This window comes from Cellulosimicrobium cellulans (genome assembly GCF_016921195.1).
Taxonomy (GTDB): Bacteria; Actinomycetota; Actinomycetes; order Actinomycetales; family Cellulomonadaceae; genus Cellulosimicrobium; species Cellulosimicrobium cellulans_F.
This window is the reverse complement of record NZ_JAFGYF010000015.1, coordinates 15,160-30,891: the sequence shown is the minus strand read 5'-3', so window position 1 is coordinate 30,891 and position 15,732 is coordinate 15,160. Positions and strand designations below refer to the sequence as shown.

The 15,732-nt window shown below is 73.9% G+C and carries 9 protein-coding genes; 4 read left to right on the top strand and 5 right to left on the bottom strand.

The window, feature by feature from the left end:
- Window positions 1-83 precede the first annotated feature (83 nt).
- Window positions 84-2,540: a GH36-type glycosyl hydrolase domain-containing protein gene (locus JN535_RS19315; protein WP_205207430.1), complete on the bottom strand. Its 2,457-nt coding sequence runs from the start codon at window positions 2,538-2,540 to the stop codon at window positions 84-86.
- A 79-nt stretch (window positions 2,541-2,619) separates the two neighbouring features.
- Window positions 2,620-4,866, bottom strand: coding sequence for an NTP transferase domain-containing protein (locus JN535_RS19310; RefSeq protein WP_205207429.1), 2,247 nt, complete (start codon window positions 4,864-4,866; stop codon window positions 2,620-2,622).
- Window positions 4,867-5,045: 179 nt separating this feature from the next.
- On the opposite strand from JN535_RS19310, the gene JN535_RS19305 reads away from it, so the two are divergent.
- A complete protein-coding gene (locus JN535_RS19305) occupies window positions 5,046-5,678 on the top strand; it encodes a 5-formyltetrahydrofolate cyclo-ligase (RefSeq protein WP_205207428.1) in 633 nt (210 codons plus the stop codon).
- A gap of 12 nt (window positions 5,679-5,690) precedes the next feature.
- Here the strand turns inward: JN535_RS19305 and JN535_RS19300 are convergent, their stop codons facing one another.
- The gene (locus JN535_RS19300; RefSeq protein ID WP_240201483.1) at window positions 5,691-8,234 is read right to left on the bottom strand and encodes a penicillin acylase family protein; all 2,544 of its coding nucleotides are present in this window, start codon (window positions 8,232-8,234) and stop codon (window positions 5,691-5,693) included.
- Window positions 8,235-8,519: 285 nt separating this feature from the next.
- Here JN535_RS19300 and JN535_RS19295 point away from each other — a divergent pair, with 285 nt between their 5' ends.
- From JN535_RS19295 to mscL, 3 genes are all read left to right on the top strand, one after another.
- The gene (locus tag JN535_RS19295) at window positions 8,520-8,825 is read left to right on the top strand and encodes an FmdB family zinc ribbon protein (RefSeq protein ID WP_205207426.1); all 306 of its coding nucleotides are present in this window, start codon (window positions 8,520-8,522) and stop codon (window positions 8,823-8,825) included.
- 156 nt (window positions 8,826-8,981) lie between these two features.
- Window positions 8,982-9,716 (top strand): SAF domain-containing protein, encoded by a 735-nt coding sequence (locus tag JN535_RS19290; protein WP_205207425.1) that lies wholly within the window; start codon window positions 8,982-8,984, stop codon window positions 9,714-9,716.
- A 155-nt stretch (window positions 9,717-9,871) separates the two neighbouring features.
- The gene (mscL, locus tag JN535_RS19285) at window positions 9,872-10,339 is read left to right on the top strand and encodes a large conductance mechanosensitive channel protein MscL (protein ID WP_205207424.1); all 468 of its coding nucleotides are present in this window, start codon (window positions 9,872-9,874) and stop codon (window positions 10,337-10,339) included.
- 236 nt (window positions 10,340-10,575) lie between these two features.
- On the opposite strand, the gene JN535_RS19280 is transcribed toward mscL, so the two are convergent.
- A complete protein-coding gene (locus tag JN535_RS19280; protein ID WP_205207470.1) occupies window positions 10,576-10,815 on the bottom strand; it encodes a hypothetical protein in 240 nt (79 codons plus the stop codon).
- Window positions 10,816-11,189: 374 nt separating this feature from the next.
- Window positions 11,190-15,284, bottom strand: coding sequence for a hypothetical protein (locus JN535_RS19275; protein ID WP_307869003.1), 4,095 nt, complete (start codon window positions 15,282-15,284; stop codon window positions 11,190-11,192).
- Between the last annotated feature and the right edge of the window lie 448 nt (window positions 15,285-15,732).

The following is a 15,732-nucleotide window of genomic DNA, read 5'->3' as shown; positions in this document are numbered from 1 at the left end:
CACAGGGTGACACCACCGACGGCCCGCGCGCCACCGTGTGGTGGCGCACGGACCGTCGGGTCGTGCCGTGGGAGTCGCGCTAGTCAGCCCAGCGTGACGACGACCTTCGCCTCGGTGCCCGCGGGCAGCGCGGGGATCGGGGCGGCCGGGTCGTGCTCGACGCCGTCGACCGTCACGGAGCGCACACCCTTCGACACGTGGTCGGGGTTGCGGACCTCGATGTCGTAGACGGCGCCGCGCCACTCGCGGCGCACCTCGAACCCGTCCCAGTCCTTCGGGATCGACGGGTCGACGACGAGGCCGTCGAGCGCGAGGCGCACGCCGAGCACGTACTTGGTCACCGCGGTGTACATCCACCCGGCCGTGCCCGTGAGCCAGGGGTTCTGCGCCTTGCCGAACCACTCGTGGTCGCGGCCGTAGAGGAACTGGACGTACGCGTACGGCTCCGCGCCGCGCACCTCGATGTTGTCGTTCTGGTGGTACGGCAGGATCGCGTCGTAGAACTGCACCGCCTCGTCGCCGCGCCCGAGCATCGCCTCGGCGATGATCGGCCACGCGTTGGGGTGCGAGAAGATCGCGGCGTTCTCCTTGATGCCCGGGTAGACGCGCGTGACGAACCCGACCGTGTCGTCGACCGTGGTGAACGCCGGCCAGTTGAGGTGGTTGCCGTACTCGGAGCCGAGCAGCTCGCGCACCGCGTCCATCGACGCCTCGCCGCGCTCCTGGCTCGTGATGCCCGCGATGACGGGCCAGGCCTGGTGCTCGAGGAAGATCTTGCCCTCCTCGTTCTCGGCCGAGCCGATCTTCACGCCGTCGCGCGTGTAACCGCGGATCCACCAGCGCCCGTCCCAGAGCTGGGCGTCCGCGACCTTCGCGATGCGCTCCCGCTCCGCCGTGAACCGCGCGACGTCCGCCTCGGCCCGCTCGTCGCCCGCCGCGGCGAGCGGCTCCGCGATCTCGAGGAACGCGCCGATCGCCCACGCGTGCAGGAATGTCACGAGCGACGTCTCGCCGCCGCCGAGGTTGAGGCAGTCGTTCCAGTCGGCCCGCAGGCCGAGCGCGACGCCGTTCTGGCCCACCTGCTGCGCGGAGAACTCGAGCGCCCTGACCAGGTGGTCGTACACCGTCGCGGGCGTGCCCTCGGCGAAGGGGATCTCCAGGTCGAGGAACGCGCGGTCGCCCGTCTCCTTGACGTACTCGACGACCGACGGCACGAGCCACAGGTGGTCGTCCGAGCACGTGTCCTCGAGGCCGTGGATGAGGTCCTTCGGGTCGACCGTGGGCACGATCGTCGGCGACGGGACGTCGGGCAGCTTCTCTGCGTCGGGGTCGAACGCCTGGGGGTCGAACAGGTGCAGGCCGTACCCGGCCTCCGTCTGCGCGCGCAGGAGCTCGACGATGCGCTGGCGCGTCTTCGTCGGGTTCGAGTGGATGACGCTCATGACGTCCTGCGCGGTGTCGCGGTACCCGAGGCCCGCGCGACCGCCCACCTCGACGAACGACGCGAAGCGCGACCACTGCACGCACGTCTCCGCCTGGAGGAGGGTCCACGAGTTGATCATCGTGTTCATGCCCTCGTGCGGCGTGCGGATCCGCAGCTTGTCCTGCTTGGCGCGCCAGAAGGCGCGGAGCCGCGCGCGCTCGGCGTCGACGGTCGCGACGTCCGAGTACTTCGCCTGGATCGCACGACCGGCCGCGTCGCGCGAGCCGTAGCCGAGCATGTAGACGAGGCGCTTGGTCTCGCCCGGCGCGAGCGTGACCTTGTGCTGGAGCGAGCCGCAGTGGTTCTGCGTCGTCGCGGACTCGTTCGAACCGTGCCCGCGCTCGATCGCGACCGGGTTCGCCTCGGAGCGGTACGGGCCGATGAAGTTGTCGCGCAGCGAGTCGTACGACGACGGCGTCTCGCTCGACGTGAAGAAGTGGTACGTCCACGGCTCGTAGTAGAAGTCGTACTCGATGATCCCGTCCTCGTAGGAGGAACCGGACGCGTAGAGCGACATCTGCAGGTTCTGGTTGTCGATCGTGATCGTGTGGAAGCTGAACTCCACGTACGACCCGACGGTGAGCTCGCGCACCTCGTCCGTCGTGTTCGTCAGCCGGACGTCCCAGACCTCGACGTCGTCGTCCACGGGGATGAAGACCGTCTGCTCGGCATCGACACCCTTGTACTCGGCGCGGAACGTCGAGTAGCCGAGCCCGTGCCGGGTCGTCCACCGGCCCGCCTTGCCCGCGGGGTCCAGCTCCTCGCCGGGGCCGACGAACGGCTTGCCGACCGGCTGCCACGAGACCGACCAGTAGTCGCCGTCCGCGTCGTCGCGCAGGTACACGTAGTGGCCCGGCCGGTCGACCGGGACACCGTTCTGCCGGAACCGCGTGATCCGCCCGTACTGCGAGCTCTTGTAGTACGAGTACCCCCCGCCGGTGTGCGACAGCACGGTGCACAGGTTCTTGCTGCCGAGGTAGTTCGTCCACGAGACCGGGACGTCGGGGCGCTCGACGACGTACTCGTCGTGCGCGGTGTCGAAGTGGCCGTAGCGCATCGTTGCTCTGGTTCCTGTCGTGGGGGTGGGGCTAGGGGCTGTGGGGGTGGGGGTGGGGGTGGGGGAAGGTCCGGTGCCGTCAGACGCCGGCGGTGACGAACCCTCGGAGCCACTCGAGGAGCTCGGCGGCCTTCTCGGGCGAGTCCGCCTCGACGAACATGCGCAGGACGGGCTCGGTTCCGGAGAACCGCAGGAGCGCCCAGTTGTCGTTCTCGAGGAGGATCTTGGTGCCGTCGAGGTGGGAGACCGAGACGACGGGGTACGGGCCGACGTGCGTGAGCGGCTCCGCCTCGAGGCGCCGCGGCACCTCGACGCGCATCTCCGGGGTCGCGGGCACGCCCGCCTCGAGCGTCGAGAGGCGACCCGTGATCTCGTAGATCATCGCGCGCAGCTCGGAGATCCGCTTGCCCGTGCGGGCCAGCATCTCGGCCACCAGGGCGCACGCGAAGATGCCGTCCTTGCCGAGGATCCAGCCGCGGATCGTCAGGCCGCCGGACGACTCGCCGCCGAGCACGGCGCCGATCTCCTCCATGCCCGCGGTGACGTGCTTGAAGCCGACCTTGACCTCGCGCGACTCCTCGCCGAAGTGGGCGGCGAGCCGGTCGAGCAGGTGCGTCGTCGCGAGGTTGCGCACGACGCCGCCCTTCTCGCCGCGGACCTCGTGCAGGTACCAGTACAGGAGCAGGAGCAGGTCGTTCGTGGAGATGTACTCGCCGGTCTCGTCGACGATGCCGATGCGGTCGGAGTCGCCGTCCGTCGCCATGCCGAGGTCGTAGCGTCCCCCGCCCTGCTGGATCATCGTCACGAGCGTGCTCAGGCGCTGGAGGTCCGGCGCGGGCGCGACGCCGCCGAACAGCGGGTTGTGCGTCGCGTGGATGAACTCCGAGCGCACGCGCATGTCGGACAGGATCGTGCCGAGCGTGAGCTGGCTCGTGCCGTACATCGGGTCGACGATCACCTGGAGGTCCGAGCCGCGCACGGCCTCGACGTCGATGATCCGCTCGATCGCGTCGACGTACGGGTCGGTGAGCGACCGGTCGACGACGACGCCCGTGCGGCGGGCCACGTCGATGTCGAGCGTGATGACGTCGTCGACGGACAGCGCGTTCGCCTCGTCCTGGTAGCGGTCCGTCTCGTCGTCGAGCGGGAGCGAGCCGTCCTGACGGAACACCTTCATGCCGTTCCACTCGGGCGGGTTGTGGCTCGACGTGACGATGATCCCGTACGCCGCGCCGAGGTAGGGCGCGGCGAACGTCACGAGCGGCGTCGGGACGTCGTCGGGCAGGAGGGTCACGGCGATGTTGTTGCCCGCGAAGACCTCGGCCGCGGCGATGGCCGACTCGCGCGAGAGGAAGCGGCGGTCGCCGCCGATCACGACGCCCTTGGCGTCGAGGCCGCGGCGGATCGTCTCGTTCGCGATGGCCTGGCACAGCCGGCGCACGTTCGCGAGCGTGTAGCCCTCGCCGATGACCGCGCGCCAGCCGCCGGTGCCGAAGACGATCTTGGTGTCCGTGTTCTTCTTCGGGACGAACAGGCGCTTGAGGACGATGTCCGCCGCCTGGGCGAGCTCGTCGGGCGTGTTGATGCCGCGCACCTCGTCGACGTCGACGATCCGGTACGACGAGATGCGCTTGCCCGCGCCGATGACGCGGCGCGCCAGCTCGGTGAGGCGATGCTCTCCGTCGGACGCCATGCGCTCGAGCTCGCCGAACAGCAGGCCCGGCGCCGCGACGTACGCACCGACGTTGATCTCCGTGCGCGGCTCGACGACGCCGCCCGCCTCGGACGACTCGAGGATCGCGGTGATCTCGCCCTCGGCGCGCACCACGCGGCCGTAGCCGTCCGGGTCGTCGACGACGGCGGAGAGGAGCGACAGGTCCGCGCCGGTGAGCGTGTGGCGCGTGAGCAGGCCCAGGAGCGACTCCGAGCGCAGCAGGGGCGTGTCCGCGTACGCGACCAGCACCGGCTCCTCGACCCCGGGCCCCAGCACGGAGGCGACCGCCCCGCGCGCGGCGAGGACCGCGTCGCCCGTGCCGAGCGGCGCCTCCTGCTCCACGTAGACGACGTCCTCGCCGAGCAGCTCGCGCACCGTCGGGTCGTGGGGCGCCACCACGACGACGATGCGGCTCGCGTCGACCACGCGGCGCACGTTCGCCACGGCCAGCTCGACGACCGTCGCGCTGCCCAGCGGCCGGGACAGGAGCTGGCGCGACGCGGCGTCGTGCCCCGCGGCGAGCACGACGGCGGCCCTCGCGGTCCGGCTGTGCGCTCCACCGCGCGGACGCGGGGTCGTGGCGCTGGGCTTCGCGGGCGTCGTCGCGGTCATGGCGTCCTCACTGGTCGACCTCCGTCGGACAACGACTCATTTGTCAGGAGTCCGAACTACTGGCTCACCCCGATCATAGGCACCCGAGACCCGTCGAAGGAACCCGATCCGGCCCACCACGGCCGAAGGTCACCCGCGCGGCGTCCGCACGGAACCGCGGGCCGGGTGACAATAGGGACATGAATGGCCCGGTCCAGCCGTACCCCCTGCACGGAAGCATCGAAGCCGAGGACGCGAAGGAGATCCTCCGCAAGGCCATCCGCACCAACCGCCAGGCGCGGTCCGAGCGGCTCCGCAAGGAAGCGGCCGCCGCGATCGCCGACGTCGTCGAGACCATCCCCGAGGTCGCCGCCGCCACGTGCGTCGCGACCTACGCCGCCCGCCCCGCGGAGCCCGGCACCACGGAGATGCTCGAACGCCTCTCCGCGCGCGGCGTGCGCGTCCTGCTCCCTGTGCTCGGCGCCGGCCTCCAGCGCGACTGGGCCCTGTACGACGGCCCGGCCGACCTCCAGGTGCGCGCCCCCGGCCGACCGCCCGAACCCGGCACCCCGCCGCTCGGCGCCGAGGCCATCGCCCAGGCCGACGTCGTCATCGCCCCCGCGCTCGCCGTCGACTCGCGCGGCGTCCGGCTCGGCCAGGGCGGCGGCTGGTACGACCGCGCCCTCGAGCACCTGCGGCCCGGGACCAAGGTCGTCGCCGTCGTGTTCCCCGAGGAGGTCTACGACGCGTCCGACCGCCCGCTCCCCGTGGAGTCGCACGACAAGACCGTCGACGCCGTCGCGACCCCCCTCGGCTGGCGCTGGCTCCCGTAGCCGACCCCGGGACTACGGGACGAGCGTGAGCTCGTCCTTGCTCGCCTCGGCGACGGCCTGGGTGGAGAACGGCCAGTCGTAGGTCTCGCCGCCGGCCCAGGTCTTGAGCTGGTCGGAGTAGTGCGTGGACGCCGGGTGGCCGGAGGTCCCGGTGACGGTGACCCAGGTGGAGCGGTCGAGGTCGTCGAGGTCGACGACCATCCGCATCGACGGGCCCGCCGTCACGTCGAACGAGCCGGAGGCCGCGTCCCAGGCCGTCGCGTTGACGATCGACGAGCCGCCGGGCATGCCGACGGGGTCGGGGTTGACCCAGTTGCGGACGGGGCCGGGGATGGACTCGCCGCCGAGGACCGGGTGCTCGAGGGCGAGCACGTGGAGCGTGCCCCAGGCCCAGTCGGAGGGCTGCTTGCTCTGCTCGACGGTGAGGTCCAGGCGCGCGGAGACGAGCGCCTGGGTGAGGACCTCGTCGCGGGTCTCGACGACGCTGACGGTCTGGCGGTCGTCCCAGAACGGGTCGGTGGGGTTCTCCAGGAGGTTCTGCACGACGGCGAGCCAGCGGCTCCCGCCGTTCGGCCGCGCCGACTCGGGCAGGTCGTCCCAGAAGGTGAGCTGGAGCAGGTTGCGCCAGACGGCGGCGAAGTAGGCGGCCGCGGCGGAGTCGGTGTCGGTGCGGTAGTCCCAGTCCGCGAGGAGCGCCTGCCCCTCGGCGGCGAAGCTGTCGTCGATCTCCTGGTCGAGCAGGAGCGGCACCAGCACCTCGGCGTAGGGGCTGCGGTCGTCCGTCTGGATCTCGTTCATCGTGTCGACGTCGACGGGCCGTCCGGCGGAGATCTCGGCCTCGAGGAGCTGGCGGATGCGCTGCGAGCGGTAGCCGTAGTCCCAGTCGGTCGTGAGGAACGGCGCGACGCCGGCGGGCAGGACGGCCTGGTTGGCGGCGACGACGAACCCTTCGGCAGGGTCGACGACGCGCGGCATCTGCTCGCTCGGGACGTAGCCCTGCCAGTCGTAGCGCTCGTCGGAGCCGTCGCGCGGCCACGTGCCGTCCGAGGGCACCTCGGCGTCGGGCACCGCCTGGCGGACCGGGATCTTGCCGGGCGCCTGGTAGCCGATCTGGCCGTCCACCGTCGCGAAGACGATGTTCTGGGCGGGCACCTCGAACAGCGCGGCGGCGGCCTGCATGTCGTCGGCGTCCTGCGCGAGGTTGAACGCGAAGACCGCGTCGGCGGTGCGGCCCGGCTCGAGCGCGGTCCACTGGAGCGAGACGGCGTACTCGCCCAGGCGCGTGTCGAGGGCGGGAGTCTCGACGGCGGACTCGGTCGCGGGGATCGCCTCGGAGACGATCGGCCCGTGCACGGTCGAGCGGATCTCGAGGTCGACGTCCTCTCCCCCGGCGACGCGCAGCGTCTCGGTGCGGGTCTCGAGCGGCATCCACTCGTCCCCGCGCAGGTAGGTGTCGTCGCGCACGCGCTCGACGAAGAAGTCGGTGACGTCGGCGCCCATGTTCGTCAGGCCCCACGCGAGCTGCGCGTTGTGGCCGATGATGACGCCGGGGAACCCGGCGAACGAGAAGCCCGCGACGTCGAACGCGCACTGCGGCCCCACCTCGTTGCAGTGCAGCCCGACCTGCGCCCAGATCCCGGGGGCGCCGAGGCTCAGGTGCGGGTCGTTGGCGAGGATCGGCTTGCCGCTGGCGGTGTGGTCGCCGGACACGACCCACGAGTTGGAGCCCGTGCCCTCGCCGCGCCCGATAAGCACGGGGACGGCGTCGAGCGCACGGTCCGCGGCCTCGAGCGCGCTCCGGAGGTGCTCCGAGCCGTACGCGGCGCGAGCCTCGGGGCCGAGCTCGAGCGCGACCTGCTGGGGGTTGTCGAGCTCGCCGGGATCGAGGATCGGCGCGTTGACGTCGGACGGGTAGGCGGGGAACAGCGCGGCGACGCGCCCGGCGTCCTGGAGGGTGCTGTACGACAGCGCGCGCTCCAGCTCGTCGTCGTAGTTGCCGCGGAGGTCCCACGCCATCGCCTTGAGCCAGGCGAGCGAGTCGACGGGGTCCCAGGGCTCGGGCTCGACGACGTCGACCTGGAGTCCGAGCACGGTGTACTCGATCGCGATCTCGGACGGGCTGCGGGTCTCGAGGTACGCGTTCACGCCCTCGGCGTAGGCCTGGAGGTACGCCTTCGTCTCGGGCGAGACGACGTCCCACTCCTCCTCGGCGACCTGCCGCCAGCCGAACGTCCGCGTCACGGTGTCGGCGGCGATCGCGTCGGGGTTGTCGCCCACGAGCTCGGCGAGCCGTCCCGCGGTGACGTGCCGGCGGTAGTCCATCTCGAAGAAGCGGTCCTGCGCCTGCACGTAGCCCTGGGCGCGGAACAGGTCCTCGGGGGTGTCCGCGTAGATCTGCGGCACGCCCAGGGCGTCGCGCAGCACCGTGACCTGGCCCTCGAGCCCGGGGAGCTCGATCTCGCCGGCGGTCTGCGGCAGCGGTCGACGCACGGTGACGACGACGAGAGCGGCGCCGGCGACGAGCGCGAGGACGACCAGCACGGCCACGCCGATCAGGACGCGCCGGCGGCCGGACCGTCGACGCCGGGGCGGGGCCGTGGTCTCGACCGGGGTCGCGGGGTCGGCACCGGGGACGGTGTCACCGGCGGGGGCCTCGGCGGGTTCGTGCACAGACACGGATGCGAGACTACCCGGCCCGGGGCGAGCGCCGGTCCGCGTATGATTAGCACTCGGAAGTTTCGAGTGCCAGGCGGTGTTGACACCGACGACCCGGCCGAGACCGACCCGATCCCGACCCGCCGGCGGCCGTCCCGACGGCCGTCTCGTGAACGAGGAGAACCCGTGCCCACCTACGCGTACACGTGCACCGCCTGCGGTCACGCCTTCGACATCCACCAGTCGTTCAGCGACGACGCCCTGACGGTGTGCCCCGAGTGCTCGGGCCGCCTGCGCAAGGTGTTCTCCTCGGTCGGCGTGACGTTCAAGGGCTCGGGCTTCTACCGCACGGACTCGCGCTCGGGCGGGAAGTCGTCGACGTCGCCCGCCGCGTCGAAGCCTGCCGCCGCCTCCGCGGCGTCCGGCGCGAGCAGCACGTCCGGCAGCTCGAGCGGCACCTCGTCGTCGTCGGGAAGCTCGACCGCCTCCTGACCCGACACCCAGGGGCCTGGTCCGCGACGGCCCTGGCGGTGACGGTCGACCACAGCCCGCTCCGCACGGCGCGTCCGGGCGTCGACGCCGCGTCCCGTCCACAGGTCCTCGACGGTCGGCGCCTGCCGTCGCCCGGCGCGCGGCTACCGTCGCGCCATGCTCCGCTCGTCCCGCCTGCCGGATCCCCACCCGCGACCTGACCGCTCGCCCGCGCGGCGACGGCTGCTGCGCGGGTTGTGGTGGCGGTCCCGCTTCGTCGTGGCCGCGCTGTGCTGCGGGGTCGCGGCCACCGTGGTCGTCGGGGCGCTCCGTCCTCCCCCTCCACCGACCGCACCCGCCGTCGTCACGACGCAGGAGGTACCGGCCGGGGCCGTGCTGACGGAGGCGGACCTCCGCGTGGACCTCGTGTCCGTCGAGGTCGTCCCGGCCGGCGCCGCGGCACGGCCCGACGACGTCGTCGGGCGCCGCGCGACCGTCACCCTGCCCGCGGGCACCCTGCTCCAGGACGCGCTCGTCGCCGGCGGCGAGCTCGCCGCCGCAGCTCCCGCGGGCACGGTCGTCGCGCCCGTCCGGCTCGACCCCGGCGTCGCGGCCCTCCTCGGCCCGGGGGACCGCGTCGACCTCCTGGCTGCGGGCGACCATGCGCTCACGACCGCGCTGACGGACGTGCCGACCGACGGCCAGGACCCGGTGACCGTCGACCCGTACCTCGCCCGTGCGGCCGTCGTCGTGCCGGCACCGGAGCCCGCGAGCGGGGGCGGGGGCGGGCTGCTCGGCGCGGTCGGGCCAGGCACGGACGTCGTGACGCTCGTCGCCGTGCGCCCCGAGGAGGCGGTCCGGCTCGCGGCCGTGAGCGGGCAGACACCCGTCACTGCCGTCCTCGTGCCCTGACGGGCGACCCCGAGCGCCGACGGGCGGACCGACGGCCGGTCCCCGACCCGCCGGGCGGGGCCGTTGCCCGTCGGCACCCGCGTTGGGAGGATCGCGCGTGCACCTGTCGTGGCACCGCCGCCACGCGGACCACCGACCTGAGAGGGAAGCAGCACATGAAGGGCGTGTTCCAGGGATTCAAGGAGTTCGTGCTCCGCGGCAACGCGATCGACCTGGCGGTCGGCGTCGTCATCGGAGCCGCGTTCTCCTCGGTCGTCGACGCGATCGTCACCTACCTGATCAACCCCATCATCGGGGCCATCTTCGGCAAGCCTGACATCTCGAACCTGTGGGACATCACGTTGCGACCCGCCCATGGCGAGGTGGAGGCCTCGGTCCTCTCCGTCGGCGGCATCCTCAACGCGGTCCTGCAGTTCCTCATCATCGCGGTCGCGCTCTACTTCGTCATCGTCCTGCCGATGAACAAGCTCGCCGAGCGCCGCAAGCAGGACGTCGAGCCCGAGCCCGAGGCGCCGGCGGAGGACGTGCGCGTCCTCCAGGAGATCCGCGACCTCCTCGCAGCCCAGGCGGGCAGCGGCCCGGGCGGAGCGCCCGGCGGCCCGACACCGCCGCGCGGCCTCTGAGCACGCCCCACCCCACCGCCGCCCGAGCCCACGCGGCGCCCCTCGGACGAACCCGGGGTCGCTCCTCACCTCACGCCGAGATTGGGGAACGACCCCGGGTTCGGCGCATCAGCGCGGGGCCGACGACCGCCGCCACGGACCGGCCGCGGGACTCGTCGCGCGAGTGCCGTCAGCGCCCGCCGTCAGTGGGCGCTGTCGTGGCGCACGCTCAGGAGCGCGCGGTCGGTGACGAACGGTCAGTGCCGCCCGTAGTGCGGCGGGACGTCGCCGAGCAGCCGGTCGTCGTTCTCGCCCCGGCCCCCACGTCCGGGCGCCGCCTCGTCACCCCAGCCCTCGGACCGCTCGTCGGCGCTCACCCCGGACACGACCTCGCTCTCCTTCCCCCGCCGTACGGCCCGGCGCGGCCGCCGACGCGGCCCCGCGCCGTCGGGCGCGTCGTGCGGGCGGTCAGGAATCGGGTCGGACGCGGTGCTCACGCGTCCATCGTCGCACCGCAGGAGCGCCCGACGTCAGCCCGACACCCGCCCCCAGCCGGCGAGACACGCGAGGACGCCCCGACACGGGAGCCGCGCGACAGGCTGCACCGCACAACGGCGAGCACCGCGTCTTCGCCGGCAGCGCTGCCCACGGTGAGACGACGTGGCGGGGTGGGAGGCGGCGCCGGGTCGTGGCGGGCCTGGCGGGAGCCGCGAGGTACGAGCGGCGGATGTAGACCCGGCGCCGCCTCCCACCCCGCACCCAGCCCGACCACGCGGGTGGTGTCCCCCCGACCCGCACCCAGCCCGACCACGCGGGCCGTCGCTCCCCGACCCCGCGTCCAGGGTGACGACCCCGAACGGGCGGGCCGAAATCAGAGGTCGTCGTCGCCGTGCTGCTCGTCGTCGTCGATCACCGGCACGACGACGATCCGGTCGCCACCGCCGGTCTGCGCGACGCCCCCGGTCTCCGGGAGCCGCGCGTCGCGCACCGCCTGCACGACCCGACGGATGCGCTCGGCCTCCTTGGCGGGGTCGAGGAACGCGGCGGCGGACCACACCTGCGCGACGGTCCACCCGATGCGCTCGAGGCGCTCGGCGACCTGCCGGTCCCGCACGCGCACGCTGCGCTCGGCGACGTACGCGGCGTCGTCGGTGAGCACGGCGACGAGGAGCTCGCCGGGCAGGTCGGGGTGGCCGACGACGAGCGGGATGCGGTCGCCGTCGCCGATGCCGTAGTCGGTCTCGACGACGAGGCCGGCGCGCCAGAGGCGCTCGGCGAGGTCGAGCACGAGCCGGTCGGGGCTGCCGCCGAGGTCGACGCCGTTCCCGAGGGTCACCTGGTCGGCGGCGCCGCTGCGCTGCTCGGCCAGGTCGAGGACCTCCGCGAGCAGGCGGGCGCCCGCGCCGCGCAGGCGCTCGGGGTCGAGGTCGCCCGCGGTGAAGCACGATACGACGTGGAGGCGGCGCCGGGTCGCGCCGACGGAGTCGAGCAGCATCGCCTCGGCGCCCGGGGTGTTGAGGATGCCGAACCGGTGGAGCACGCGACCGTGCGGGGTCCGGCCGAACCCGACGGACAGGACGATCGTGTCGCGCACGAGCCCGGCGACGCCGGAGACGTCGGCGACGACCACGGGCTCGGCCCGCGACCCGGAGAAGAAGCCGGCGAGCGCCGGGTTCTGGCGCACCTCGACGAGGAGGGCGTCGCGGATGCGGTCGGCGTGCAGCGGCGTGACCGTGACGATCGCGAGGGACTCGTCGGGTCGCGTGAGCGCGTGCTCGATCGCGACCTCGACGACCCGGTCGACCTCGGCCTGGGTGCTCTCGACCGCGCCGGACGTCGGGTCGGGCATGCCGGCGCCGTCGACGACGTCGAGCTGGACGAGGACCTCGGCGCGCGGCAGGGGCGCCGGCCGCAGGACGCCGTCGTAGCCGTGCGCAGCGAGGAACGTCGTGACGAACGGGTCGCGGCGCGACCCGTCGGCGAGGAGCTGGACCGACGGCAGCAGCTCGGCGAGGGCGCGCACGGTGTCGGTCGAGGCGGCGCGCGGGTCGCCCACCGCGACGACCTGGCGGCCGCGGGCGAGCGCGGAGAGCACGAGCTCGACGGGCGCGTGCTCGATCGCGTCCAGCACCACGAGGTCGACGGTGCGCGTGGCGGGGACGAGGTGCGGCACGAGGGTCGGCGTGGCGACGAGCACGGGACGGAGGCGCCGCAGCACGGCGGGGTGCTTCTCGGCCGTCTCCCGCAGGCTCACGAGGCGGCCCTCGAGCAGCTCGGTGAACAGGTCCTCGGCCTCGTCGCGGTGCTCGCGCATCGCGGTCCCGAGGTGGTCGCGGACCGCCGCGCGGACGGGTGCCGCGAGCGACGCGACGTGCCTGCGGTCGAGGTCGCGGAACCGGCGCGCGAGCGCGTCCAGGCCGGCTCCGTCCTGCCCGGCCAGGGCCTGGTCCTGGGCGAGCACCTGCTCGAAGACGGAGCTCCACCACGCGAGCTCGAGCTCGGGTCCCACGAAGTCGGGCTCGACGCGCCGCGCCGCGAGGTCGGCGAGGAGCTCGCCGAGGCCGAGGTCGGTGAGCCGGCGCAGGATCGCGGTCCGCGCGGGCAGGGAGTCGAGCGACTCGGCGTCCTCGGCGAGCGCGTCCAGCCGCGTCGCGAGCGCGTCGAGCGGGGCGTCGAGGAGGTCGCTGCCGCCGGGGGTGCCGTCGAGCGCGGGGGCGAGCTCCTCGACGTCGATGCGCACGGCCTCGTGCGTGTCCTCGATGGCGGACAACCCCTCGGGCAGGACCGGCCAGCCACCGCGCGGGCACTGCTCCTGCCAGACCGCGCGCTGCGCCTGCACCTCGACGAGCGCGGCGTGCAGGTCGGGCACGCGCACGCCGGGACGCACCATGTCGCGCGCCTGGCGGCGCAGCCGGCGCCGGGCGAACCAGCCCATCTCGACGCCGCGCTGCTCGCGCCACTGCTTGGTCGCGGTCGCCTCGACCATGTCCTGCGCGGTGCGCTCGAAGATGAGCGGCTGGAAGACGTCGAGCGTCCCGCGCATCCCCCCGAGCATCGTGAGCTGGTCGCCCCACTGGCGCAGCGTCGTCGCGGGCGTCAGCCCGGTGCGCTGCGCGACCTGCTCGACCTGGGCTCGCAGCTGCGGGAGCGTGTGCGTGCGCAGCCGCTCGACGCGCACGAGCGCGTCGTGCGCCTCCTGCGCCGTGGTGAGGGACGCGCCGTACCAGGGGGTCGACGTCGCGCGCGCCGTGAACGCGCCGAGCAGCGCGGCCTCGCGCAGCTCGGCCGCGATCCGCTCCCGCTGCGGCCCGATCCCGAGCACGACCTCGGTCGTCAGCCGCACCCGGGTGTCGGGGGCCGGGCGCTCGGCGGTCAGCCGGGCGAGCGCCTGGAGCGCGTCGTACGCGGAGACGCCCCACGGGTCGCGCACGAGGTGCAGCGCCTCGATGTACCCCGCGAGCCGGGCGCGCGCGCCGAGCAGCGCGTCGCGCGTGCGCGCGAGGTCCTCGTCCTCCCCCGGCTCGGGCTCGGCGGCCATCGCCGACAGCAGGCGGTGCGAGGCCGTCTCGCGCCACGTCGGCTCGGGGACGATGTCGAGCACCAGGCCGCCCAGGCCCAGCTCGTCGAGCCGGGCCAGGAGCGCGTCCGCTGCCCGGCGGTGCCCCGGGACGTACAGGACGTGGCGCCCGGACGCCGCGGCCTCCGCGACGACCGCGGCGAGCGTGCCCGCGACGTCGGACCCGGCCGGGGCGTCGACGAAGAGGTGCGACCCGCTCGCGAGCACGTCGACGACGTGGCGCTGGGACGGGTCGAGGTCGCCGGCGCCGCGCTCGTGCACCGGGTCGGCGTCGCCGACGCGCGGGGCGGGCAGCTCGGCGCGCAGCGCCGCGGCGGAGCGTTCGTCCCCGGCGAGGGCCGCGACGACCTCGTGCCGCTCGAGGGCGGGCGCGAGCTCGTCGAGGTCGTCGACGAGGACCTGCCCGGGGTGCACGAACGTGCCGACGAGGACGCGATGGGTCAGGTCGAAGTCGTCGAGGACGGCCTGGCCCAGCGCGGCGATCCGGCGGGTCGCGTCACCGGGGTCGAACCCGGCACCGGTGAACGTCGAGCGCGCGAGCGTCACCGGGTCGAGGAGCGCGCCGTGCGCGCGCAGCGTGCGCGCGAGGAGGGGGTTGATCTCCGCCGTCGGCTCGAGGGTCAGCTCGTAGTCGGTCTCGCCGTCCCCGCGCGGGGTCACGGTCAGGGGGCGCAGGAGCACGGGGGCGCGCACGGTGCGGGACGTCGGCTCCTGCTCGGTCTCCTCGACCGCGCCCCGGAGGTGGTACCCGGCGTCGGGGACCCGTGCGTCGTCGTGCCCGGCGGGCTCGCCCGGCGCGCCGGGGGCCGCGGGTGCCTGCGCGTCCCCGTCCGTGGGGTTGCCGGTCCCGGCCTCGTCCGGGGCCGCCGCGTCGTCGCCGGCGCTCGGGACGATCGTCGCCGGGGTGCGGCCCGCGACCCGCGCGAGCGCCGCGACGTCGTCCTCGGCCAGCGGTGCCGCGAGGCTCTGGGTCCAGGTCGCGACCCCGATCGCCAGGTACGTCGGCGCGACGCCGTAGCGCTGGGCGTGCTCGGCGGCGCGGACCACGACGGCCCGTGCCCGCCGGCGGGCGGCCGGGAGAGACCCGCCCTCGCGGAAGAGGTTGGAGAGGCGTGTCGGACGTCCGGCGAAGAGCTGCGCGACGCCCGAGGGGTGCGCCGCCGTCAGGTCCACGACGGCGTCGCCCAGGAGGGAGACGTCGGCGAGCGACGATCCTCCGGCGAGCTCGACGAGGCCCGCGCGCCACCGGGCCACCGCCTCGCCGACGAGGTCGGCCGTGGTGGGCTCGGGGACGAGCACGGGGCGGGACGGGGTCACGCCGTCGTCCGGCGCGTCGGGCTGGTCCGTCCCGTCGGGAGCGGTCGCGGGCAGCCGAGCAGGATCGGCCACGCTCCGGGCGGCTGAGCTGGTGCGGGCTGCGGCATTCACCCTCCGACGCTAACCGTCCGCCTCGCGAGGCCCGGCGCGGCGCGCCGGAGGGTCGGCGACCCGGTCCGGCGGTGGGCGCCGGTCCGTGGCCGCCCACCCACGGGTCGAGCGTGGGACGCGTCGGAGGCGGGACGACGAACGGCCCCGGATCACGAGAATTCGTGTTCCGAGGCCGTCGTTCCGGGCTATTCCGGGGTGTTCTCCCGGAGAAGTGTGAAACAGCGCGCACCGCGCAGGGGGCAGGCGATGCGCGCTGTCGAGGACTATCTTGCACGGCAGGATGCCAGGCGTCAACACAGCCCGCGGTCCTGGACGCATGAATCACCCGGAGTCTCCCGAGGCGTCTGAGAACCACCTGGACGACTGTCCACAACATGCACGCGATTCCGCGAATTCGCGCCCCGACCGA